The 23850-nt window shown below is 59.9% G+C and carries 21 protein-coding genes; 7 read left to right on the top strand and 14 right to left on the bottom strand.

All coding sequences use genetic code 11. The annotated features are described in order from the left end of the window. Positions 1–29: 29 nt before the first annotated feature. A complete protein-coding gene (locus MRBLRC7O_RS15610) occupies positions 30–1862 on the top strand; it encodes a TRAP transporter large permease (RefSeq protein WP_020808505.1) in 1833 nt (610 codons plus the stop codon). 16 nt (positions 1863–1878) lie between these two features. Beyond that, the gene (locus MRBLRC7O_RS15605) at positions 1879–2877 is read left to right on the top strand and encodes a TRAP transporter substrate-binding protein (RefSeq protein WP_003506474.1); all 999 of its coding nucleotides are present in this window, start codon (positions 1879–1881) and stop codon (positions 2875–2877) included. Between the two features lie 69 nt (positions 2878–2946). Here the strand turns inward: MRBLRC7O_RS15605 and aztD are convergent, their stop codons facing one another. Both aztD and MRBLRC7O_RS15595 read right to left on the bottom strand, forming a co-directional pair. Further along, positions 2947–4197: a zinc metallochaperone AztD gene (gene aztD, locus MRBLRC7O_RS15600; RefSeq protein ID WP_020808506.1), complete on the bottom strand. Its 1251-nt coding sequence runs from the start codon at positions 4195–4197 to the stop codon at positions 2947–2949. A 295-nt stretch (positions 4198–4492) separates the two neighbouring features. Beyond that, positions 4493–6004 carry an aldehyde dehydrogenase (NADP(+)) gene (locus tag MRBLRC7O_RS15595; protein WP_060726881.1) on the bottom strand — a complete coding sequence of 504 codons (1512 nt, stop codon included), beginning with the start codon at positions 6002–6004 and terminating at the stop codon, positions 4493–4495. A 244-nt stretch (positions 6005–6248) separates the two neighbouring features. On the opposite strand from MRBLRC7O_RS15595, the gene MRBLRC7O_RS15590 reads away from it, so the two are divergent. Further along, positions 6249–6602: a hypothetical protein gene (locus MRBLRC7O_RS15590; RefSeq protein ID WP_060726880.1), complete on the top strand. Its 354-nt coding sequence runs from the start codon at positions 6249–6251 to the stop codon at positions 6600–6602. Between the two features lie 28 nt (positions 6603–6630). On the opposite strand, the gene uxuA is transcribed toward MRBLRC7O_RS15590, so the two are convergent. The 7 genes from uxuA to MRBLRC7O_RS15555 all read right to left on the bottom strand — a co-directional run bounded on the left by uxuA (position 6631) and on the right by MRBLRC7O_RS15555 (position 13831). Next, entirely contained in the window at positions 6631–7839 is a 1209-nt protein-coding gene (gene uxuA / locus MRBLRC7O_RS15585) for a mannonate dehydratase (RefSeq protein WP_367727484.1), read from the bottom strand. Between the two features lie 16 nt (positions 7840–7855). Next, the gene (locus tag MRBLRC7O_RS15580; protein ID WP_060726878.1) at positions 7856–8902 is read right to left on the bottom strand and encodes an L-idonate 5-dehydrogenase; all 1047 of its coding nucleotides are present in this window, start codon (positions 8900–8902) and stop codon (positions 7856–7858) included. A 69-nt stretch (positions 8903–8971) separates the two neighbouring features. Next, on the bottom strand, positions 8972–10378 hold the full coding sequence (locus tag MRBLRC7O_RS15575; protein ID WP_003506486.1) for a TRAP transporter large permease: 1407 nt from the start codon (positions 10376–10378) through the stop codon (positions 8972–8974). Between the two features lie 4 nt (positions 10379–10382). Then, positions 10383–10955, bottom strand: coding sequence for a TRAP transporter small permease (locus MRBLRC7O_RS15570; protein ID WP_060724725.1), 573 nt, complete (start codon positions 10953–10955; stop codon positions 10383–10385). Between the two features lie 61 nt (positions 10956–11016). After that, positions 11017–11991, bottom strand: a complete 975-nt coding sequence (locus tag MRBLRC7O_RS15565) for a sialic acid TRAP transporter substrate-binding protein SiaP (protein WP_060724724.1) — start codon at positions 11989–11991, stop codon at positions 11017–11019. A 63-nt stretch (positions 11992–12054) separates the two neighbouring features. Continuing rightward, the gene (locus MRBLRC7O_RS15560; RefSeq protein WP_060726877.1) at positions 12055–12771 is read right to left on the bottom strand and encodes a FadR/GntR family transcriptional regulator; all 717 of its coding nucleotides are present in this window, start codon (positions 12769–12771) and stop codon (positions 12055–12057) included. A gap of 373 nt (positions 12772–13144) precedes the next feature. After that, entirely contained in the window at positions 13145–13831 is a 687-nt protein-coding gene (locus MRBLRC7O_RS15555) for an HAD family hydrolase (RefSeq protein WP_060726876.1), read from the bottom strand. Between the two features lie 408 nt (positions 13832–14239). Here MRBLRC7O_RS15555 and minC point away from each other — a divergent pair, with 408 nt between their 5' ends. Genes minC through minE form a run of 3 tightly spaced genes read left to right on the top strand, consistent with a single transcriptional unit; the run spans position 14240 to position 16076 of the window. Further along, the gene (gene minC / locus MRBLRC7O_RS15550; RefSeq protein WP_162706265.1) at positions 14240–14968 is read left to right on the top strand and encodes a septum site-determining protein MinC; all 729 of its coding nucleotides are present in this window, start codon (positions 14240–14242) and stop codon (positions 14966–14968) included. Positions 14969–15003: 35 nt separating this feature from the next. Continuing rightward, positions 15004–15819: a septum site-determining protein MinD gene (gene minD / locus MRBLRC7O_RS15545; RefSeq protein ID WP_003506498.1), complete on the top strand. Its 816-nt coding sequence runs from the start codon at positions 15004–15006 to the stop codon at positions 15817–15819. Then, positions 15816–16076 carry a cell division topological specificity factor MinE gene (gene minE / locus MRBLRC7O_RS15540; RefSeq protein ID WP_003506500.1) on the top strand — a complete coding sequence of 87 codons (261 nt, stop codon included), beginning with the start codon at positions 15816–15818 and terminating at the stop codon, positions 16074–16076. The genes minD and minE overlap by 4 nt, the downstream gene beginning before the upstream one ends. 42 nt (positions 16077–16118) lie before the next feature. Here minE and MRBLRC7O_RS15535 read toward each other — a convergent pair whose 3' ends face one another. From MRBLRC7O_RS15535 to MRBLRC7O_RS15525, 3 genes are all read right to left on the bottom strand, one after another. Further along, positions 16119–17021 carry an amino acid ABC transporter substrate-binding protein gene (locus tag MRBLRC7O_RS15535; RefSeq protein ID WP_060726874.1) on the bottom strand — a complete coding sequence of 301 codons (903 nt, stop codon included), beginning with the start codon at positions 17019–17021 and terminating at the stop codon, positions 16119–16121. A gap of 72 nt (positions 17022–17093) precedes the next feature. Beyond that, complete coding sequence (locus MRBLRC7O_RS15530; RefSeq protein WP_003506503.1) at positions 17094–17987, bottom strand: amino acid ABC transporter substrate-binding protein; 894 nt, start codon at positions 17985–17987, stop codon at positions 17094–17096. A gap of 30 nt (positions 17988–18017) precedes the next feature. Continuing rightward, entirely contained in the window at positions 18018–20336 is a 2319-nt protein-coding gene (locus MRBLRC7O_RS15525) for an EAL domain-containing protein (protein ID WP_060726873.1), read from the bottom strand. 343 nt (positions 20337–20679) lie between these two features. On the opposite strand from MRBLRC7O_RS15525, the gene MRBLRC7O_RS15520 reads away from it, so the two are divergent. After that, positions 20680–22038, top strand: coding sequence for an amidase (locus MRBLRC7O_RS15520; RefSeq protein ID WP_060726871.1), 1359 nt, complete (start codon positions 20680–20682; stop codon positions 22036–22038). A 45-nt stretch (positions 22039–22083) separates the two neighbouring features. Here MRBLRC7O_RS15520 and MRBLRC7O_RS15515 read toward each other — a convergent pair whose 3' ends face one another. Further along, positions 22084–22725 carry a ThuA domain-containing protein gene (locus MRBLRC7O_RS15515; RefSeq protein ID WP_003506506.1) on the bottom strand — a complete coding sequence of 214 codons (642 nt, stop codon included), beginning with the start codon at positions 22723–22725 and terminating at the stop codon, positions 22084–22086. 17 nt (positions 22726–22742) lie between these two features. After that, complete coding sequence (locus tag MRBLRC7O_RS15510) at positions 22743–23843, bottom strand: Gfo/Idh/MocA family protein (protein WP_060724717.1); 1101 nt, start codon at positions 23841–23843, stop codon at positions 22743–22745. Positions 23844–23850 lie beyond the last annotated feature (7 nt).

Below are 23850 nucleotides of genomic sequence, written 5' to 3'. Positions count from 1 at the left end.
GCATGGCTTTGGGAGTGGAGAAGAAAGACATGACGGCAAGTCCGGCAACGATATCAGCACAAAGGCGCATCGGCCCGCAACGCGTGGCCGAGCGTGTGCTCGCCGTTCTGGACAAGGCGCTCGGTGCGGTCGCCGCCACCATCCTTGCCACGCTTCTCGTGGTGGTGCTGGTCAATGTCACCCTGCGTTATCTGTTTCACACCGGCTTCATCGGTGCGGAAGACCTCGGCATCTGGCTGCATGTTGCGATGATCGCGGTCGGCGCGCCGCTCAGTCTCAAAAGTGCGCTTGCCATGCGCCTCGATGTTTTCGTGCGGTTTTTGCCTGAGCGTTTTCATGCCGCAACCGAAGTTCTGGCGGATGCCTTCTCCTTCGTCGCAGCGCTCATCCTCGCTTTCGGCGGGGTTGAGATCGCGGCGATGCTGGGCGGCACCTCGCCGACACTCGGTCTGCCGGAATGGGTGCGTTTCGGCTTTCTGGGCGCAGGTGGCGCGCTGATCCTTCTCTATCTGGCGCTACAGCGTGTCAGTGAAGGCAAGGCGCTTGCCGTTCTCGCGTCGCTCGCCATCGCAGTCGTGGCCTATGTCGGCCTGCCGGAAGTTTTTGTCGATACGACCCTGCCACCAAGCCTGTTTCTGGCGCTGACGGCGGCGCTGGGGCTGGTGCTGGCGGCACCGCTCGCCCATGCTTTCCTCGCCGCGGCTTACGTGGCGATCGCCTTCGGCAGCACCTTGCCGGAGCCGGCCATCGTGTCCTCGACCGTAACAGGCATGTCGAAATTCCTGCTGCTCGCCATCCCCTTCTTCCTGCTCGCCGGAAGCCTGCTGACGGAATCGGGTGTGGCCAACCAGCTGGTTCGTTTCGCCGCTTCCATGGTCGGCCACCGGCGGGCTGGGCTGGCGCAGACGACGCTTCTGACCAGCGTGCTGTTTTCCGGCGCATCCGGTTCTTCTGTCGCCAATGCCGCCTTCGGTGCCTCCACCTTCCAGCCGGAACTGGTGAAGCACGGTTATCCGCCGGCGCAGGCCGGCGCGATCATCGCCGCCACCTCGGTGCTGGACAACGTCATTCCGCCCAGCATCGCGTTTCTTATCCTCGCAACGGCCACCAACCTTTCGGTCGGCTCGCTGCTGGTTGGCGGCTTCTTTGCCGGCGGGCTGATGGCGGTTTGCCTAGCGGTAGCGATCCATTTCAGCGTGCGCAGCGTCGATACTTTGCCGCGCGCCACGGGAACGGAGCGATGGCGCTCGGCCATCGCCGCCATACCGGCCTTCGGTCTTGGCGTCATCGTGGTGGTCGGCATCCGCATCGGCATCGTCACCACCACGGAGGCCGCAGCACTTGCGGCGCTTTACACGCTGCTTCTCGGCTTCGGTTACCGGCTGGGTGCGGGCCGCATTTTCGCGACTTTCCGCCAATCCGCCGGTGAGGCAGCGGCCATCGGTCTTCTGATCGGCACGGCCGGACCTTTCGCCTTCCTGCTCGCGGTCGATAATGTCTCCGGCCTTGTCACTGACTTCGTGACGTTACTTGGCGGCAGCAAGATCGCGGTGCTTCTGCTCTCCAATCTCATCCTGCTCGTGGTTGGTCTGGTGCTGGATATCGGCGCGGCCATTCTGCTGTTCGGTCCGATCCTGCTGCCCGCCGCCGTGGCTGCCGGCATCGATCCGATCCATTTCGGTGTCATCCTGGTGGTCAATCTCATGATCCACGGCCTGACGCCGCCACTCGGCATGCTCATCTTTGTGGTCAGTGGTGTCACCCGCATTCCGGCGACAGCACTGTTCCGGGCCGTCGTTCCCTATCTCGCCTCTCTTCTCGTTTCCCTTGCCATTCTGTGCGTCTGGGCCATTTTCTTCTAAATCCGGGGTTTTATTCATGACTATTATCGATCGCCGCAATCTCCTCAAACTCTCCGCCTTTGGCGCGGCAACGCTCGCCGCACCGGCCTTCATTCGCACCGCACATGCAAGAACCCGCAGCCTGACCGTCGCGTCGCTTTTTGCCGACGACAAGCCGGAAACGAAGATCTGGGTGAAGATCAGCGAGCTGGTGGAGGCGAAACTGCCCGGCCGTTTCCGCTTCAACATCGTCAAGAGCGGCGCGCTGGGCGGCGAAAAGGAAGTGGCGGAGAATATCCGTCTCGGATCGGTTCAGGCGAGCCTCTCCACGGTTTCCTCGCTTTCCGGCTGGGTGCCGGAACTACAGATCCTCGATCTGCCCTTCCTGTTCCGCGATGCTGACCATGTGCGTAAGGTGGTGACGGGCGAAACGGGCAACGGGCTGAAGACGAAACTCGCCGCGCAACAATTCGTCGCCGCCGATTTCATCAATTACGGCGCACGCCATCTGCTGACCAAGGAGCCGGTGACCCGGCCGGAGCAGCTGGAAGGCAAGAAGATCCGCGTCATCCAGAGCCCGCTGCACACCAAGCTCTGGAGCGCCTTTGGCACCACGCCGGTCGGCATTCCAATCACCGAAACCTATAATGCGTTGGCGACCGGCGTGGCTGACGCCATGGACCTCACCAAATCCGCCTATGCCGGCTTCAAGCTTTACGAGGTCGTGCCTTATATGACCGAGACCGGCCATATCTGGGCCTCGGGCGTCGTCTATTATGGCGCGACCTTCTGGAACCAGCTGGATGATGAGGAAAAGAAGGTACTTTCGGAAGCCTCCAGCGAAGGCGCGCAATATTTCAACCAGCTGATCGTTGAAGACGAGACGAAGTCCGTCGAGCTTGCACTCTCCAAGGGCGGCAAGGTGCTACAGCCGGAAGCGCTGGATGAATGGCGCAAGGGTGCTCAGGGCGTCTGGCAGGATTTCGCCGGCATCGTCGGCGGTATCGAGAAGATACAGGCTGTGCAGTCTGCCTGAGGATACGTCTCTTCAAAATTAGAAAACCCCGTGCGTCTGTCGGGCGCACGGGGTTTCTTTGCTTTGGTATCAATGCGAAGCGCCGGAGCCGCCGACGGCGACGATGGAATAAGGCTGGCCTTCCACTGTGACCGTGCGGGTTTCCTTCAGGCTTTCCCCATCTACCACGCGGATGAGTGAATGGCGCGGATCGGAGATCGCGACCTGCCCATCGGCAACGGCCAGACGCGGGCGCGGATCACGCCAATGGCCGTCCTTGCTGTAGGGCTCGGTGACCTTTGCCTTGCGGGTAATCGCGCCTTCCAGCACATCAAGCACATGCAGGTCACCGTCTTCCGTCAGAATATAGGCGTTGCGCGGATTGGCGGGATCGAGGATGAAATCCACGCGCCGGGTCGGCAGCTCCACCAGACGGAAGGCGTCCTTGCTATCAGGATCGATCAGGACGACCTTGTCCTCACCGTAATTGCCGAGGAAGAACTGCATGGATTTGCCGCCAAGCAGTGTGCCGGTATAGGCTTTCGGGAAATCCTCGGGATAGGTCAGCATTTCAAGCTTCGGACCATCGGCGCCGCCCGGGCGGGCAACGAGAATGCCTTCCTTGCAGCCGAAGGCGACAAGCCGTGCGGACGTCGCCTCGCCATGCAGATCGGTGCATGCCGCCTGCTCGCCAACCTGCTTGCCCTCCCTGTCGAGAACGCGCAGTCCGATGCGCGGCGGCAGTGTATCGGGTTTCGTTTCGATCTCGGTATTCGGCACGGAAACCAGAACGAAGCGCCCCAGCGTCACCGCCACGCCATGATGCGGCGCTGTCGTGTCGACGGTGCGGACCTTGGCCTTGCCATCCAGCAGGGCCGCCTCGTCGATGATGTCTGCCTTGCCGCCACGGTCATAAAAAAGGATCGCATGGTCGTCATGCGGCACGACGTGAAAAGGGCGCTTGCCTTCGAAGGTGACGGGTAAAAGCGCGGTATCCTCCACATCCAGATCGCGATGCTCTCCGTGATCGGAGAAAACGATGCCGGTCTTGATCACATGCACCATGTCGGCATCCGACTGTGTCGCAAAAACCGTCTTGCCGGAGGCGCTGGCGGTCAGCGCCGCATAGCCCTTCAGATCGTAGCGCCCGAGCTCCTTGCCGGTTTCGAAATCTATTGCGCGCACCACCGGCTGGCTGTGATCGGCAACGAATAGCCGCCATTCCTTGATGCTGTCACTGCTTTCTTCTGCCAGCGCCATGCCTGGAACGAGCGGCGTGGCAAGCGCAAGGCATGTGGCGAGTGCGTTCATACCGAAATGGTGATGAAGGGAAAATCTCATGGTGTTCCTTCCAGACGTTGTCATCCTCATACGGGTTCGAACCGATAGCGGGTCTTTGAGAATGAGTGTAATGTTATTACGTTACGATAGACGTATTAGCATTATGCGCAGGGTCCATGTCAACCGACGTGGACGTCGTACTGCTGAAAATCTGGAAAGTGTGTATCGGTGAAGCGTTGAAGCTTCCGTGTCAGGCCGCAAACGCGACGTCGTCCTCGGGCTTGACCCGAGGATGACGGAAGCGGAGGTTCCGGCGCTGAAGGCAGGCGCATTGCCGCGCCTGCCTTTTCAGTGATTAGCGAATGTCTTCCGGCAGAACATCCAAAGGAATGTTCTGATAAGAGACCGGGCGCATGAAGCGGCGGATCGACATGGTGCCGACCGAAGTTGCGCCGAAGTTCGTGGAGGCCGGGTAGGGGCCGCCGTGAACCATGGCTTCGGAGACTTCAACGCCGGTCGGGAAGCCGTTGGCGAGAACGCGGCCCGCCTTGCGTTCCAGGATCGGCAGCAGCTTGCGGCCGAGTTCGGCATCGCCGGCATCGAGATGCAGGGTTGCCGTCAGCTGGCCTTCGAAGCTCTTGGCGACTTCGATCATTTCTTCTGCGCTTTCGACCGTGACGATCAGGCCGAGCGGTCCGAAGACTTCTTCTGAGAGTGCATGGTTGGCAACCCAGTCCTTGCCGGCAACACGGTAGAGATAAGGTGTTGCATTGCGCAGGTTGCAGGAGGTGGTCAGCACGTCGCGCACGCCGTTGCCGGCAGCGATGCGGTCGCGGCCATCACGATAGGCCGAAGCGATGCCATCGGTCAGCATGACCTGCGGGCCGACTTCGGAAAGAGCAGTACGCGCGGTTTCCGCGACCGTGTCTGCCTGCGAGGCAAGAACGACGGCAATGCCCGGATTGGTGCAGAACTGGCCGGCACCCATGGTGAGCGAACCCGCCCAGCCCTTGGCAATGGCTTCACCGCGAGCAGAAACGGCTTCCGGCAGCAGGAACATCGGGTTGACCGAACCGAGTTCGCCGAAGAAGGGGATCGGCTCGGGGCGCTGGGCGCAGAGGTCGAAGAGCGCGCGGCCGCCGGCGAGCGAACCGGTGAAACCGACCGCCTTGATGCGCGGATGCTGCACGAGCGCGGAACCGACATCGCGGCGGCCGCCCTGGATCAGCGAGAAGACGCCGGGATGCAGATTATGCTTCTTGACGGCGGCGAGAACGGCTTCGGCAACGATTTCGCCGGTGCCGGGATGGGCGGAGTGACCCTTGACAACCACTGGGCAGCCGGCCGCCAGAGCCGCTGCGGTGTCACCGCCGGCCGTGGAGAAAGCGAGCGGGAAGTTGGAGGCGCCGAAGACCGCAACGGGGCCGATCGGACGCTGCATCAGACGGATATCCGGGCGCGGCAGCGGCTGGCGATCCGGCAGCGCTTCGTCATGGCGACGGTCGAGATAGTCGCCCTTGCGGATATGCGAAGCGAAGAGACGGAGCTGGCCAACGGTGCGGCCGCGTTCGCCCTGCAGGCGTCCTGCGGGCAGGCCGGTTTCGGACGAGCCGATTTCGGTGATGGCGTCGGCGCGGGCTTCGATCTCATCGGCGATGGTGTCGAGGAATGCGGCGCGCTCTTCGCGGGTGGTGTAACCGTAGCTCCAGAAGGCTTCTTCGGCAGCTTCACAGGCCGCATTCACCAGATCGACGGTGCCGACCGAAAAATCGAAAGCTTCGCCATGTGCAGGCTCGCTGCGGAATTTTGCTTCCGTTGCGACCCATTCTCCTGCAACCAGATGTTTGCCGTGCGGCTTGAAACTCATTGTGCTCTTCCCTGAAAATCTGATCCTGTGTGGAAAATCCACCCGACACCGTAACGCCAGACCGAAAAGCGACAGCGCAAACGCCATCAGCCGCGATCCTCGCCCGGTTGCCTTCTGCCTTAGCCCGTGTGGGGCTTGAGCGAAAGCCGGTTTTTCAACTATCTGACCGAAAAGTGTGATTAATTGGGCGAGGCGCGAAAAAGACCCGCTTCCGTTTACGCGCACAGCGCTTTATTGTGACGCCATGATGACAAATAGACTTCCGAAATATGTCGCCTGGTCGGTTCTTCTGCTGATCGTGATCGTTACAATCTGCCCGATCGGATTTCGGCCGCACACGCTGACAACTGTTGGTATAGACCGCGCTGCCGCCTTCGCCTTCTGCTCTGCCGCCTTCGTGCTGGCCTATCCGCGTTATTGGCTGGCAATCATTATGGCGGGCATTGTCGCGGCTTTCGGGATCGAGGCGCTGCAATTCCTGTCCCCGACACGCCATCCGCAGATGACGGACGGCGCCGTGAAAGCCGCTGGAGTGGTTGCCGGAGGACTTGCAACCTTCTCCTATCTCTTTTTCCGGGCTCGGTTGACCGCAGGCTGACGGAACCGTCCGCGGTCAATTCTCCTGTTCAGCCTTTGCCGTTCGCAAGACCGAAGCGGCTGTGCGACAGCGTGCGCTCGATGCCGCGCAGTTCCGCAAGCCCCTTTAGCCGGCCAATGGCGGGATAACCGGGTTGCGCGCCGCGCGTCAGATCGTCGAGAATTTCCTGGCCGTGATCGGGGCGCATTGGAATGGTGTGGTCTTCACGGCCCTCCGCCCGGCGGCGCGCCTCTTCGGTGACGAGTGCGGCGATGACGGCGACCATGTCGGTTCCGCCTTCCAGATGTTCGTCTTCGAAGAAGGAGCAGGGCACGGTGTCGGTGTCGCGCGTCACGTTGCGCAGATGCACGAAATGGATGCGGTCAGCAAAACGGCTGGCGATGAAGGGCAGGTCGTTATCCGCCCGCGCGCCGAGAGAGCCGGTGCAGAGCGTCACGCCATTGGCGCGGCTATCGACCTTTGAGAGCATATGGGCATAGTCGGCCTCGGTGGAGAGGATACGCGGCAGGCCGAGCAGCGGCCACGGCGGATCATCGCCATGGGCGCAGATGTTGATGCCGACTTCTTCGGCAACCGGCGTCACCTCGGAGAGAAAGTCGACCAGATTTTGCTGCAACCTTTCGCGGTTGATGCCGTGATAGGAGCGCAGCTTTTCCAGAAGCTGGGCGAGCGTATAACCATCCGCCGAGCCCGGCAGACCCGCGCCGATATTGCGCCCGAGCGCTGCGATTTTTGTATCCGGCATCTCAGTGAAGCGTTTTGTCGCTTCTTCTACCAGCCAGTCCGGATAATCGGCCTTTGCGTCGGGGCGCTTCAGGATGTGAATATCGAAGGCGGCGAAATCGGTAAGATCGAAGCGCATCGCCTTCGCGCCGTGTTTGGTTTCCCAGCGCAGGTCGGTGCGGGTCCAGTCCAGCACGGGCATGAAATTGTAGCAGACGGCGCGGATGCCGGAGGCGGAAAGGCGGCGCAGCGTCTCCTGCCAGTTGGATATATGGGTTTTCCAATCGCCGGTCTGGGTCTTGATATCCTCGGAAACCGGCACGCTTTCCACCACGTCCCAATAAAGACCGCCGGCCTTGATGGCCTCATGCCGTTTGGCGATCTCGTCGACCGGCCAGACGTCACCGGTGGCGATGTGATGCAGCGCGCTGACAATGCCTTCCGCCCCCGCCTGAGCCGCATCCTGAACCGTGACCTTGTCGACCGGGCCGAACCAGCGCCATGTATGTCTCATCTTAAGTCCTCAAACATTATTCTGCGGAAAATGTCAGTTGCACCTTGCAGGCCGCGGATCGGTCTCCGGCCTGTTCGAATGCGGCTTTCGCCTCGCCAAGGGGGAAACTGTGGGAAATGATTGGCCGCACATCGATCTTGCGGGTGGAGATGAGCCCCGCGGCGATGGCGAATTCATCGTGGAAGCGTTGCGAGCCGCGCCATAGGATTTCCTTGCCCACCAGCGCATTGAGCGGAATGGTAATATCGCCGGTCACGCCCACCTGCACGATGGTGCCGCGCGGACGCACGCAGGCGAAGGCGCTGCGGAGCGCGGGGCCAGCGGCGGAGCAATCGAAAATAACGTCGAAATAACCCTTGTTGTCCTGATAGGGTAAAAGCGCCTCGGCATCCTTCGCGACATTGATCGTGCGATCCGCACCCATGGCTGGCGCACGTTCCAGCGCCGCATCGGTCAGATCGGTCGCAACGATGATGCTTGCACCCCCATGGCGGGCCGCGGCGATGGTCAAGAGCCCGATCGGCCCGGCCCCCGTCACCAGCACCTTCGCGCCAGCGAGATCGCCGGCCTGCGCTGCGGCATGCAGGCAGACGGCGAGCGGTTCGGTGCAGGCAGCTTCGGCGGGCGAGGTGGCGTCTGAAAATGTTGTACATTGTTTTGCCGGAACCACGAGCCGGTCGCGGAACATGCCGTGTTCGTGCGGCAGGCGCATGGCGCTGCCCATGAAGCGCATCTCAAGGCAGTGGATCGGCTGGCCCTTCTGGCAGAAATGGCAATGGCCGCAGGGTTGCGAGGGATTGACGGCGACGAGCTGGCCGATGGCGAGCCCGTTGACGCCTTCCCCCAGCGCCCGTACATGGCCGGATGCCTCATGCCCGCAGATGATCGGTTCACGCACCCGGACCGGGCCGAAGCCGCCATCCTGGTAATAATGGAGATCGGAGCCACAGATGCCGCCCGCCGCCATAGTGAGCAGCACTTCGCCGGGACCCGGCTCGACGAGGTCCTGCGTTTCGACGCGAATGTCCTTCTGGCCGTATAGACGTGCCACGCGTGTCTGCATGACGATGCCCTCATGTCTGTGTATGGAATGAATGAACCCGCGCGGCGAACCGCGCGGGCAGGGGTTTCGTCAGCGGATCAGGCCCATTTCGGTCGGCAGCCACAACGTGATTGCGGGAATGAAGGTGATCAGCAGCAATGCGACGAACAGCGGCACCAGCCACGGCAGGATGGCGATGGTGGTGCGTTCGACGGAGAGTTTTGCCACGCGCGAGAGCACGAACAGCACCATGCCAAGTGGTGGATGCAGCAGACCGATCATCAGGTTGAGCGTGATGATAAGGCCGAAATGCACCGGATCGATGTTAAATTGCAGCACCAGCGGCAACAGGATCGGCACGAGGATGGTGATGGCCGCGATCGTATCGAGGAAGCAGCCGACGAACAGCATCAGCAGATTGACCAGCACGAGGAATATCCACTTGCTGTCGGTGATCGTCAGGATCGCCGCAGACAGAAGCTGCGCCGCCTGGCTGACGGTCAGAAGCCATGCGAAGACCGAGGCTGCCGCGACAATGAAGAGCACCGAGGCAGTTGTCTCGATGGTGTCGAAGGTCGATTTCGCCAGCGTCTTGAAGGTCATCGTGCGGTAACGGACGAGCCCGAGGAACAGCGACCAGAGCACGGCCGCGACGGCTGCTTCCGTCGGTGTGAACCAGCCCATGGTCATGCCGCCGATCAGGATCACCGGCGTCATTAGCGCCATCACGGCGGAGAAGTCGAAATACCAGTCGCAGGCGAGCAGGATGACCAGCACGATCAGGATCGACAGGTTCAGCGACAGGCCAAATGCCGTGAGGATATAGATGCCGAGCGGCACCATCATCACCACGAAGACTTCTATTGATGCACCAAAGATGGTTCTGAGGCTGAAGGGCGTATCGGAGCCCCAGCCCTTGATATAGGCGAAGACCGCAACGGTGATCATCATCAGCAGCGTCATGACGACACCCGGAATGATGCCGGCCATGAACAGCGCGCCGATGGAGACATTCGCCATCATGCCGTAAATGACGAAGGGCAGTGATGGCGGGAAGATCGGTCCGAGCGTCGCGGAAGCGGCGGTGACGCCGACGGCTGCTTCCACCGGATAACCGTGGTCCTTCATGGCCTTGATTTCGATGGTGCCGATACCGGCGGCGTCGGCAAGCGCCGTGCCGGACATGCCGGAAAAGATCACCGAGCCGATGATGTTGACCTGTGCCAGGCCGCCTTTCATCCAGCCGACGAGCGCGACCGCGAAGGAGTAGATACGTCCCGTCACCCCTGCTGTGTTCATGAGATTACCGGCAAGGATGAAGAAGGGAACGGCCAGAAGCGGGAAGCTCTCGACACCTGCAATCAGGCGCTGCGCCGCGATGATATCAGGCGCGACATTGTAGAACACGATGTAGAGCAGCGAGGCCGAGGCCATGGAAATGGCGACCGGCAGGCCGATCAGCATCAGCAGAAGAAATGAGCCGATAAGAAGCAGCATCTGATCAATCCCCCGCGCTCTGGAATTCTTCGGGCCGCTCCAGAACGGAATAGCCACGCCGCATATTGTCGATGAAGACCTGCACCGACCGGAAGAACATCAGCACGAAAGCGGCCAGAACCGTGTAGAAGACGATGTTGCGCGGAAGCGCCACGGTTACCATCTCCTCATCTGCGACGATTTCCAGATAGCGCCACATCAGCCAGGATGTGTAAGCGAAGAAGACGATACGCAGCACATCGACAAGGATCGACATGACGCGGGCCACCTGCGGCGGCACATAGTGATAAAGCACATCCACCTGGATGTGACGCGACATGCGAACGCACATGACCGAGCCCAGAAACACCACGCCGATCAGGCAGTTGACGGCGATTTCCTCCGTCCAGGCGTAGCTGTTGTTGAGCACGTAGCGGGTGAAGAACTGAAGGAACACGCAGCCCGTCATCAGCCAGAAAAGGCCGAGCGTGACCCAGTCCTCGAATGAATAGACCTTGAGATCGACCTCGGGCGGCGCCTCGTCGAATGTATGGGCGAGTTCCTCAGGCGTGACCTGAGTATGGATTTCCTGCGACATTGAGATATCCCGTCTGGAGAGAAAGGGCGGTGCGGCAAAAGGAGCCGCACCGGATCTTGCTTCACTTGACGGCGCGAATGGCTTCCCAGTCGGCCTTGTCGTAACCGAAGTCCTCGAACTTCACTTTTTCGATGACGTTCTTCTCGAAGTCGGCCTTGTCGACTTCGGCGACGGTCAGGCCGCGCTTCTTGAAGTCTTCGACGAGGCTTTTTTCGCGTTCATCGATTGTCTTGGTGGTCCGCTCGGCGGCCTGCTGCATGACCTCGGTGAAGATTTTCTTGTCTTCATCGGAAAGCTGCGACCAGAGGTTCTTCGAAATCACCGTGTTGAGGTGGTCGACGATGTGACCGGTCAAGACGATATTCTTCTGCACCTCAAAGAACTTCTTCGCCTCGATGGTGGTCAGCGGGTTTTCCTGTGCGTCGACGGTGCCGTTCTGGAGCGCCAGATAGACTTCCGCAAAGGCAATCGGCGTCGTGTTGGCACCGCAGGCACGCGGCATGGCGAGATAGGCTGGAACATCGGGAACACGCATCTTCAGCCCGGCCATGTCGGCGCAGGCGGTAATCGGCTTGTTCGATGTCGTGTGGCGCGTGCCGTAATAGCTGACGGCGGCGATGTGGTTGCCGGTTTTATCTTCGTAACCCTTGGCGAGGCGCTTGAAGATGTCGCTCTTGGTATAGGCGATCAAATGGCTCGGATCGCGGAAGATATAGGGGAAATAGGTGACGCCGATCGGCTTGAAGTCACGCGCCGCGAAGCTCGAGCCGGAAATGATGATATCAACGGTGCCGATCTTCAGGCCCTGATTGATATCGGCTTCCTTGCCAAGCTGAGAAGCCGGAAAGACATCGATCTTGTAGCGGCCATCAGTGCGCTTGGCGATTTCTTCTGCGGCCCAGACCGAATCCGTGTGGAACGGTTCGGAGGTTTCGTAAACATGGGCCCATTTCAGCGTGGTCTGCGCCTGCGCCGCCAGAGCGGAAAGCAGGATGGCGGCGGTTGCGCCCATCAAAGTCGACAATCTGATTTTCATTCTTAACTCCTCCCGAATTAAAGCCAGATGTGCTGTTTTTTCCGTCGCCGGTTGCGGCAACGGTCACTCTTCCCCGATCGCTTCCTCCCCGAAGCTTTCGGAAAATCTCTTCTGCGACAGCGTCAGATGCTGCCGCATCGCCTCACGGGCCCCTTCCGGGTCGTTGGCGGCAATGGCGTCACGGATTACCCGATGCTCCTGCACGGCGAGGTTCCAGGTGTGCGGGCCCTCGAAATAGCTGGCGAGCTTTTCGAAAAAGGGTGACAGGCTGCGCTCGTCATAGATCAGGCCGGTAAAGCGATTGAGCGCCGAATTGCCGATGATGTCGGCAATGGCGGTGTGGAAAGCCCGGTCGAGATTGAGCGCCTGTGGCGAATTGTCGAGCGCACCGGCCATGCGTTCGATGATATCGTCAAGCTTGGCGATGCATTCCGGCTTGGCAAGCCGTGCGGCTTCCTCGGCAATCGCGCTCTCGATGATGCAGCGCGCCTGCAGGATTTCAAACGGACCATGCGCATCCGGCACCGCCGGCTTTTCCTTAGCCTGCCTGCCGGCTGCGCTGACATAGACGCCCGAACCCATGCGGATATGGATGTGGCCCTCCACTTCCAGAACGATGAGGGCTTCACGGACAGTCGGGCGGGAAACGCCGAAGCGTTCCGCAAGGTCCCGCTCCGCCGGCAGGCGCTGACCTTCGGTCAGCTCCCCGCTTTCGATGAGCAAACGAATTTGTTCCGCGACCAGCCGGTAAAGGCGGCGCGGCTCCAGAGCCACAAACATGATGTCCCTCCCAGCGCGAAAGTCTCCCCCGATCGCGCAAGCGGTAAGATGGTCTTACCAATTTTATTAGGACGCATTTATGTGGTGCTGTCAATTGGCCGGTGTGGAAAAGTGCGGGGCGAAAGACTTGCGGCCGATACAGAGGCTTGGCATTTGCCTTACTCCGGGGCGTTTTCCATTTCCGCCATTCCGGCCTTGAACCGGAAACCAGTCAGCCAAAGTCATTGGACCGAGGGTGATGGCAAAGTCCGAAAACGTCTCCTCCGTCATGCTCGGGCTTGTCCCGGGCATCTGCAACCGATCGGCTTTGCGATACGTGGTTGGATCCTCGGGACAAGCCCGAGGATGACGGCGCATGTGTGGGCTGGCTTTTTCAGCTCTTGCCACCTGCAAGCTTCAAGCCGCCGTCGTCGCCGATGATGACATCCAGCTCACCATACCCGCCAATGGAAAGATGCGGCGTTTCGATCGGGTGGGAATGGGTCACGTTGATGACAACCACCGCGGCGCCCATGCGTTCTCCGGCCTGAATGCCCGCGGGCGCATCTTCGAAGACGATGCAGCTTTCCGGCGCAACGCCCAGCCTTTCGGCGGCCTTCCTGTAACCTTCGGGATCGGGCTTGCCGTTGACGACATCGTCCGCACAGATCATGACGGGTGGCGGCGTGATGCCGGCCGCGGCGAGCCGGCGTTCAGCCAGTTCACGCACGGCTGACGTGACGATGGCCCACTTGCCTGCCGGTAGAGACGAAAGAAAGGCCGCGGCGCCCGGTATCTGAATGATGCCGTCCACATCATCCATCTCGGCGCGCAATATCATATCCGCCTCCGCATCCACATTAAGGCCGGGAATCGCCTCGCGACGGATCACCTCCGAGGCCCGCATGCCGTGAATGCGCTGCAGGAAAGCATTCGGCTCGATGCCATTTGCAACGGCCCACTCCCGCCAGACCCGCTCGACGACGGCGATCGAATTGACGAGTGTTCCATCCATGTCGAACAGGAAGGCCGCAAACTCTTGCGAAAAAATCTGGTTCTGCGGCGGGACTTTGCTGTGCATCTCATTCTTCCGTTGGAACTGTGGGACAGCCCGTATCTACAGTATCGGAAGACATAACGGAATCGCTTTTCCATCCCGGGAATCGAGGGCCGGCTCAAGGCCGGTCGGAAATCGTGTGCCAGAATCGGACGTGCTGCGATCCCGTCGAGTCGAACTTCCAGGGCGGAGAAGGAGAGGGAGAGCGTGTCTTCGCTGAGACGTCAGCCTGCTGCAAGGATAAGCTGTCATCATAAACATTCGCAGAGGGCGGAATATCGCAAAATCAAAAGGTAACCGAGGTTTTGGAAAGTTCCGCGCGAAGAGTTTCGCATTGGGAATTTTCTTAACGATTTCCCTTCTTTGGGGCCGGCGTTAACCATTTGTTAACCATATTCGAGGTACCTAATTGTCAACGATTTATTTACCAAGATGACCAAAGTGCTAACAGACCAGCGTTCGATCCGTATCAAAGGCCGCTCCTTCCTCGCAGTCGTCCTGTCCCCCGAATCTCCGGTCGATCAATGGCTGGAGAGGCTTGATGATCTCGCCGCCCGTTCGGCGGGCTTCTTTCTGTCGCGGCCGGTGGTTCTCGACGTCTCGGAGCTGTCGCTCGACAAGGCGGGACTGAAGGAACTGCTGGCGGCGCTGACGGAGCGCAATGTCGGCATCATGGGCATTGAGGGCGTTCGCCCCTCGATGATCGAGCCGGGCATGCCGCCATCGCTGAAGGGTGGAAAGCCTGCTTCCGATGTCGAGGTTGAACCGGTCGCCATCGCTGCCGACTTGCCGGAGGAAAAGCCGCGTGCTGCCGGTGAGGTCAGGGCCGTCGTGCAGTCGCTGGTCATCAACGAGCCGGTGCGCTCCGGCCAGTCGATCCTGTTTCCCGAAGGCGACGTGACCGTCATCGGCTCGGTCGCCTCGGGGGCGGAAATCATCGCCGGCGGTTCGGTGCATATTTACGGCGCCCTGCGCGGTCGGGCCATGGCCGGTTCGCTCGGCAATGTTTCGGCGCGCATCTTCTGCCGCAAGCTCGAAGCGGAGCTTCTGGCCATCGACGGCGTCTACAAGGTGGCCGAGGATATTGACGACAAGCTGCGCGGCCAGCCCGTTCAGCTCTGGCTGGAAAACGATACGATCAAGGCCGCAAAACTCGGCTGATAACAGATAAACACACAGGAACAGGAGAGAGCCATATGGGGAAGGTAGTCGTTGTAACTTCCGGCAAGGGCGGGGTCGGCAAGACCACCTCGACCGCAGCGCTTGGCGCCGCATTGGCGCAGAACAAAGAGAAGGTCGTGGTCGTCGATTTCGATGTCGGTCTGCGTAACCTCGACCTCGTCATGGGTGCTGAACGCCGCGTGGTTTACGATCTCGTCAACGTCATCCAGGGCGACGCCAAGCTGACGCAGGCGCTGATCCGCGACAAGCGCCTCGAGACGCTGTTCCTCCTGCCGGCCTCGCAGACGCGTGACAAGGACAATCTGACGCCGGAAGGCGTCGAATGGGTCATCAACGAGCTGAAGAAACATTTCGACTGGGTGATCTGTGACAGCCCGGCCGGTATCGAACGGGGCGCTACGCTCGCCATGCGCCATGCAGACGTGGCCGTCGTTGTCACCAATCCGGAAGTCTCCTCGGTGCGTGATAGCGACCGCATCATCGGCCTGCTCGATTCCAAGACACTGAAGGCCGAACGCGGCGAGCGCATGGAGAAGCACCTGCTTCTGACGCGTTACGATGCTTCCCGCGCCGAGCGTGGCGACATGTTGAAGGTCGATGACGTTCTGGAAATCCTTTCCATTCCGCTGCTCGGCATCATTCCCGAAAGCACGGACGTGCTGCGCGCCTCCAACGTCGGTGCGCCGGTAACGCTGGCGGATGCCCGTTGCGCGCCGGCCATGGCCTATTTCGATGCCGCCCGCCGCCTGTCCGGCGAGGATATTCCGGTGGTCATCCCGGGTGAGAAGCGTGGCATCTTCTCCAAGATCTTCGCAAGGAGGGCTGCATGAGCATCTTCAGTCTTTTCCGTAAACAGAAGTCGGCACCGCTTGCGCGTGAGCGTCTGCAGGTGCTGCTCGCCCACGAAAGGGCATCGTCCGGCTCCGATCTCGTGGCTATCCTCCGGGAAGAAATTCTCGGTGTCATCGCCAAGCATGTGCAGATCGACAGCGACAGGGTGCATGTGAAGATGGATCGCGACGAGCATGTCTCCATTCTGGAGATCGACGTCGAAATCCCGCTTGGCGCGGACCTGCGCGCTGCCTGAAGACATTCCGCCAAAGACGCCGCCCGCCACCGGGCGGCTTTTCTATTCCGCCGTCGTATCGACGGGTTTGTGAAACGCTTCCTCCAGGTCACCGGGCAGCGGGCGTTTCAGGTTTATCCCGTTCGGCGGGATCGGCGCGTTGAACCATTTGTCGTAGATTTTTTCGATTTCGCCGTTGGCATAGATTTCGCCGAGCGCTTCGTTGACGGCATCCCTGAAGCCGGTATCGCCGTGCCGGAGCATCAGGCCATAGGGCTGGGGCGGGGCGAGATATTCGTTGGAGATGACGTAGTCTTCCGGCTTGCCCGTTTCGGCGACGAAGGATCGCAAGAGAATATCGTCCATCACGAAGGCTGAGGCGCGGTTTTCCGTCACCATGTCGAAACTGCCCTCCGTGCTGTCATTCTGCAGCACGGCAATGTTCAGCCCCAATTTGCGATTGAGCACGTTGAGCTGGCTGATATTGATGGTTCCCGTCGTCACCACCACCGTTCGTCCGGCAAGATCGGCGACGGTGTTCAGACCGCTCGATTTCAGCGCGACATAACGCGTGCCGGTGATGAAGTGGCTGTAGGAGAACCACACGGCCTTGCGCCTTTCCTCCGTATTCGTGCTTGCCACGCATTCCATATCCATCGTGCCGTCATTGAGAAGCATGATGCGGTTGCTGGGCGTGCGCTTGACGAATTCGACCTTCAGTTCCGGCAGGCCGAGCTTTCTCTTGATGGAATCCGCCACCCTCAAGCAGAGCTCGATGCTGTAACCGATCGGTTCCGATCCGGTGCCAAGATAAGAAAAGGGAATATTGCGATCGGCATAACCGAGCTTGATCGTGCCGGTTCTGGCAATGGTATCAAGCGTCGGCGGTTGGGCACCGTCACTGGCCGCCTGGGCGGGCAGAAGACTGAGGAAAAACAACAGAAGCCATAATGTCGATCTCTGCATCGCGCATCTCCAGCCAAAATAATCCGTCAAAACATCTTCATGAAAATCGATAGGAGTTGGCGCTTTGCGCTCTCAGTCCTGGTATTCGCTTGGATATTCGTAGGCCTGTTTTAATGACGCGGCCATTGGCAGGTTCAGGTTCATGCCGTTGGGGGGAATGGGCTTGGTGAACCATTTTTCATAGAGGCCATGAATGGCCGGGCCGGTGAAGATATGTCTGAGGCTTTCATTGACCGCCGCTTTGAAAGCAGGGTCGTTGCGCCGGAAAACCAGGCCATAGGGTTCGGGTGCGCTCAGCGTTTCCTCGGAAAGCGCATAGAGGTCCGGGTTTTCCGATGTCGCCGCCAGCGCCGCGAGCAATATGCCATCCATGACAAAGGCGGAAGCCTTGCCGGAAACCACGAGTTCGAAGGCCTCCTCATTGGTCTTTGTCGGCATCACCGAGATGTTGAGGTTCTTCGCCCGGTTGACGGCGTTGAGCTGCTCGATATTGACGGTGCCGGAGGCGGATGTGACGGACCGTCCGGCGAGATCGGCAAGGCTTTTCAGATTGTCCTGCCTGCGGGAGAGAAACTGCGTCGCGGTCATGAAATTGGGATAGGAGAAATCCACGATCTTACGGCGTTCGTTATTGTTGGTCGTGGCTGCGCATTCAATGTCGATCTGGCCGCTGCGGACAAGGATGAAGCGTGTCGCGGGCGTTGCCTTGACATATTCGAGCTCGATGCGGTCGAGCTTCAGCTTCCTGCGAATATCTTCGCTGATCGCCCGACAAAGATCAGTCGAGAAACCAGTGACCTCGCCATCAGGCAATTGATAGGAAAAGGGCGGTTCGGCCTCGCGATAGCCAATGCGGATCTTGGCGGTTCTGGCAATCTGCTGAAGCGTGTCGCCTTCGCCGGCGGCCTGAAGGGGCGTGATGGGAGCAAAGCATGTGAGGAAAAGGCAAAATACTGAAAGACGCATTTTATGTCCTCTGGGCCGGCGGCCGGTTTCTCAAATGGCTTTTTGTGGTGGGCAATAGATTTCCTGTGTCGGTCGACCGATGTCGCCGAATTCATCCTGCGCAATCGGAGCGATGACGGCGCGGTTCTTGAGAATTCGGGCAAGCGGCGCGGGCTCGGCAAAATAATAGCCCTGCGCTTCGTCGCACCCGGAAAGCTTGAGCGCTTCGACCTGCTCACTGTTCTCAACGCCTTCGGCGGTGACCTTCAGGCCAATCTGTTCAGCCATGTCGATGACAGTGTTGACGATGGCCGAACACATGGGATTGGCCGGCAGGCCGGAGACGAATTCCCGGTCGATCTTGATCTTGTCGAAAGCGACATGGGTTAACGTGCTGAGCCCGGCGTAACCGGTGCCGAAATCATCAAGAGCGAGGCGAACGCCTCTTTCCTTCAGCAGTTTCAGGGCCCGGGCGCTGCTGTCACGCTCCAGCATGGCCGTTTCCGTCACTTCCAGTTCAAGCCGTTCCGCCGGGAAGCCGGATTTCTCAAGCGCCCGGTCGACGACAGGGACGATGTCGTCATTACAGAGCTGAACGGCGGATAGGTTGACGGCGAGCTTGATATCCTTCGGCCAGGTCATCGCATCCATGCAGGCCTGTGCCAGAACCCATTCGCCCAACGGCCTGATGAAGTTGTTTTCTTCGGCAAGCGTGATGAAGCGGTCCGGGGTAATGAGGCCAAGCTTGCTGTGTCGCCAGCGGGCCAGCGCTTCATAAGCCACAATGCGACCGCTCTGCAGATTGACCACGGGCTGGTAGTGCAGCTCGAATTCGTGGTTTTCGAGTGCGGATTTCATGTCTATTTCCAGCGCATGCTTGTGCTGCGCCGCCATGTCCATGCCCGCCTCATAGAAAACGAAATAACCACAGCCCATGGATTTCGCCCGGTAAAGGCCGAGATCGGCGTGTTGCAGAAGCTGCGTGGCGGATGTGCCGTGGCCCGGCGCGCAGGCGATTCCGATGCTGGTATCAATGCTGATGTCGCTGCCTTCGAGGCCGAAACTGCGCGAGACGGCATGCACCACCCGCGCGGCCAGCATCGCCGCATCGCTCTCGCAGTCACCGTTTGTCGACTGTATGATTGCGAATTCGTCGCCACCGAGGCGACTCACCATATCGTTTTCACCGAGCACGGAGGAAATCCGCGAGGCCACCGCCACCAGCAAGGCGTCACCGGCGGCATGTCCGAGTGTGTCATTGACGGCCTTGAAGCGGTCGAGATCGAGCAGCATGACATTGAAGGGCTGGCCGGACGCCGACAGTTGCTCCAGACGGTTTTCCAGCGTCTTCATCAACAGCACGCGGTTTGGAAGTCCGGTCAGCGCGTCGTGATGGGCCATATGCTCCAGCTGCTGCGCCATATCGCGTATCTGCCGCAGGCGTCCACGCTCCAGAACTGCCTCGCGCAACGTTTCGATGGCGGTGGCCATGTCGCCGATCTCGTCTCTCCGCTCCTGAAACGGCGTGGCGACATCTGTTTCCTCGCGGGCAATCCGAAGTGTCGCCTGCACCAGCGCCGGGACCGGTTTCAGGAAATGCCGGGCAATCACCGTCACAAGTACGCCGGTGACGGTCAAGACCACGATCAGCGCGGCGAGTGAATTATAGATGAGCTTGCGCTGCGCGCCATAAAGCGCGTCCGATCCGCCGATGCTGACGGCGACCGCGCCGATCGGTTTCTTCGTTTCCGTGCTGATGATCGGCAGCAGGCCGATATAATGGCTGGATTCGCCGATCGTCGCAAAACCGGTGGAAAAACGCGCGGCGACCGCGTCTCTGGAAAAGATGGGATCGGTGGCGAGCGGCTTTTCATCGTCATCGGTGGCGTTGTCGAAGGCCGCCGCGATCTGGCGGAAGCCGGAATCGGCCTCATCATAACGGAAAAGCCAGACGGCATTCTTGGTCTGCGCGCCGATAAGCGCGAGAACGTCGCTGGGGTTGAAGCCGGTGACGAGAATGGAGTCATCATCGCCGATCGGCTTGTCGGTCAATATGCCGTTGACCTGCCCGTCGGCATCGGCGGTGACGCTGACATAGGTATAGATGCTGCGAAGCGTGGCGCTGGCGATCTGCGAATTGACGCGGGCCTGATTGAGCCATTGCTCGCTGGCGGCGGCAACGAACATGTACCAGCCGACGAGCGCGCCGATGCTGTAGGAAAAGATCACGCCGCCCAGGAATATCAGGGTTATCTTGCTGGCAAGCGACCGCCGCCGCGAAAACCGGCCTGTTTCCGGCTGCGTCGGTGAGCGAAGCGTGTGGCCCGGTTCAACCTGTCTATCCGTCCCGCGATAGGCAGTCTCTTCCATTCGCGATAGTCCCCCGCGATGTCGCGTTATAATTGTTTTATGGAATTTTATAGGGCATGCGTTTCAATGATGTCTGCTAAATAATTCAACAAAGTTTAGAGGCGATTAAGAATTAATCCGTCTTTTTATAGTCGTAGCTTATATAAGAAATGGCATTCATGCACCTCAGGTTGAAAAAATCGGAGGTTAGAGATGAAGCGTCAAGGATAGACTCCAAAATTCTGCGATCTTCGTCATGTTTCCTGATCTGCGTGTGGGGCATAGATGGCGCGATGATTGACCTTGCCAACGGGTCGATAAACGGCATGTTGTGCGCAACATGCCGTTTTCAGGGAAGATATCCATGGCTCACAGAGGCAAAAATATCGCGCAGCTTTCCGTTCTCATCCAGAGCGGCCATCTCGATCCGCGTACCTTGGCGGAGGAGATGCTGGATGCGATCGGCAATGAGGGCGATCAGGCCATTTTTGTCGAGTTGACGGCCGCGCGGGCCATGGTGGAGGCGGAAGCCGCGTCAAAACGCATTGCCGAGGGCCGTTCCTGTGGCGTGCTTGATGGCATTCCGGTGGCCTGGAAGGACCTTTTTGATCTGGAAGGCATGGCGACCACGGCCGGATCGACGGTGCTTGCGGATGATGCGCCTGCGTCTCGCGATGCTGATGTGGTGACGGCGCTGAAACAGGCGGGCATGATCTGCATCGGCCGCACCAATATGAGCGAGTTCGCGTTTTCCGGTCTCGGCATCAATCCGCATTATGGCACGCCGCGCAATCCTGCTTCTAAGGATGGTCACCGTCTGCCGGGCGGCTCTTCGTCTGGCGCGGGCGTCACTGTCGCAGCCGGTCTGGTGCCGGTAGCGATCGGCACCGATACGGGCGGATCGGTGCGTATTCCCGCCGCCTTCAACGGTGTGGTGGGTTACAAGGCAAGCCGCGGCCGCTATTCGATGCGTGGCGTTTATCCCTTGGCAAAAAGCCTGGATTCGCTCGGGCCGCTCACGCACACCGTGCAGGACGCCGTCTGGGTGGATGCCGCGATGCGCGGCAAGGCGGCTGCAGACGTCCAGCGTGCGCCTCTCGCGGGCCTTTCGCTGGTGGTGCCGGAAACTGTATTTTTCGATGGCATAGAGGATGGCGTTGCAGCCGCTTTCGAGCAGGCGGTGGAACGTCTTGTCCGCGCCGGTGCCTGGGTGCGGCGGCAGGCATTTCCCATTTTTTCGGAGCTATTCGATCTTATCAAAGAAAAGGGTGCGCTGGTGACGGCGGAAGCCTTTGCCCTGCACAAGACACGGCTGGAAGGTGCGGATGCCGCGCGCATGGACCCGCGCGTGGTTGCGCGAACGAGGCTTGGTGCAAATATTTCAATGCCTGATTATATCGCCATCATCGAGGCGCGCGAACGCATGACGGCGGCGTTTTCAGGCATGATCGGCAGGCAGGAACTGCTGGTGTCGCCGACATTACCGCATGTTGCGGCCAAGGTCGCGCCGCTTCTCGATGACGACGATGCCTTTTTCGCCATGAATGCGAAAACCCTGCGAAATACCCAGATCGGCAATTTCTTCGATCTCTGCGGCGTTTCCATCCCTTGCGGGACGGGTGAAGCAGACATGCCGGTTGGCCTGCTGCTTTCCGGTCTACACGGCTCGGATGACCATGTTCTCAGCGTGGCGATGGCGGCGGAAGAGATTATTCGCGGCTGATGAAAGGAAAAGGCGGCCTTGTTTGGCCACCTCTCAATGCACGCTTCAGCGCGCCGCCCAGTTGGCGCCGCGGCGAAACATGGTCTTCATCTGCGGTACGGAAAATTCCTTGGCCTGATGGCCGAGCGCCGAATAGAAGACGCGGCCTTTGCCATATTTGCGTTTCCAGACCACCGGCATCACCACGCCGTCGATCCACCAGGCGTGGTCGCCGGTGAACTTCGTCGTGGCCAGCACCTCGTTGGAGGGGTCGACATGCATGTAATATTGCTCCGACGTATAGGGAAAATCGGAAATTCCCTCCATCAACGGATCGTCGGGGCGAGTGATGTTGACCGTGTAATCGATGATATTGCCGGGATGGGCGACCCATTGGCCGCCGATCATGAACTGATATTCCACGCATTCGCGGAAACTGTCGCCCGCACCGCCATGGAAACCGGCAATGCCGACGCCGTTTTCGACGGCGGCCGTGAGGTTCTTGATCTCTTCCTTCTCGATCTTCGACATGGTGACAATAGGCACGACGAGGCTGAGATCATGCACCGACGGATCGGCGAAAGCCTCCGTGCTGTGCTCCACATAGACCTTGAAACCGTCTTCCTCCAATATGTCCTTGACGATGGTGGCGCATTCCTGCGGCTCGTGGCCGCTCCAGCCGCCCCAGACGATGAGTGCTTCGCGCATTTATTTCCTCCTCGGGATTATTTGCCGAGCTGGCCGTCGACCAGCGATGTTTCGAGCGGCGCAGGGCGCTCCGCTTTGGTGGTGATGGAAACGGTCGTGCCGCTGTCCGATGCCGTCTGGAAGGCTTCCATGACTTCCAGCACATGCAGGGCGAGATCGCCATTGGCGCGGTGCGGACGGTTCTCGCGGATCGCGTAGGCCATATCTGCAACGCCGATGGAGCGATAATTGCCGTCAGCATAGGGCGACGACAGCGACTGCGGCTCGAACTGGCCGCCCTTTTTCAGCAATTGCACCTCGCCGCCGAAATGGTTGGGATCGGGCACGATCAGCGTGCCTTCGGTGCCGTAGAGTTCCAGTGGCACATGTTTGTGGCCCGCCACATCAAAGCTCATGCCCACCTGCACAACGGCGCCGTTCTCGAAGGCCAGCACGCCGGACACATGGGTGGCGACATGGACGGGGATTTTTTCACCGTTCTTCGGTTCGCTGGTGATGAGGCGCTCATTGCGCGGTGCAACGGCAAAGCCCGCCACCTTGGCGACCGGGCCGAACAGGTTAACGAGATCGGTAATGTAATAGGGGCCCATATCGAGCATCGGCCCGCCGCCGACCTCGTAATAGAAGGCCGGGTTGGGGTGCCAGCGCTCATGGCCGGGGCACATGAAGGTGGCTGTTCCGCCAACGGGCTGGCCCAGCACACCCTCATCGATCAGGCGGCGTGCGGTCTGGTGTCCGCCGCCAAGGAAGGTGTCGGGGGCCGAGCCGATGCGCAGGCCCTTGGCCTTTGCCGCATCCGCAAGGCGTTTACCCTCGGCGAAATTGATGCCGAGCGGTTTTTCCGAATAGGCGTGCTTGCCGGCATCGAGCGCACGCAGGCCCACTTCCACATGCGCCTTGGGGATCGTCAGGTTGACGATGATTTCCACTGACGGGTCGGAGAGAAGTGCGTCAATGCTGGTTGCCTTCAGGCCGAATTCGTCCGCCCGCGCCTTCGCGGCTTCCTCGTTCATATCCGCCAGTCCGCGAATGTCGAGAATGGGAAACGACGCCATGGCCTTGAGATAGGCGCTGGAAATGTTGCCGCAGCCTATGATGCCGATACCGACCTTGTTCATATGATTC

It is taken from the genome of Agrobacterium radiobacter, from assembly GCF_040801995.1.
GTDB classification, from domain to species: domain Bacteria; phylum Pseudomonadota; class Alphaproteobacteria; order Rhizobiales; family Rhizobiaceae; genus Agrobacterium; species Agrobacterium radiobacter.
The sequence above is the reverse complement of the archived record's forward strand: the minus strand, read 5'-3'. Positions and strand labels throughout refer to the sequence as shown.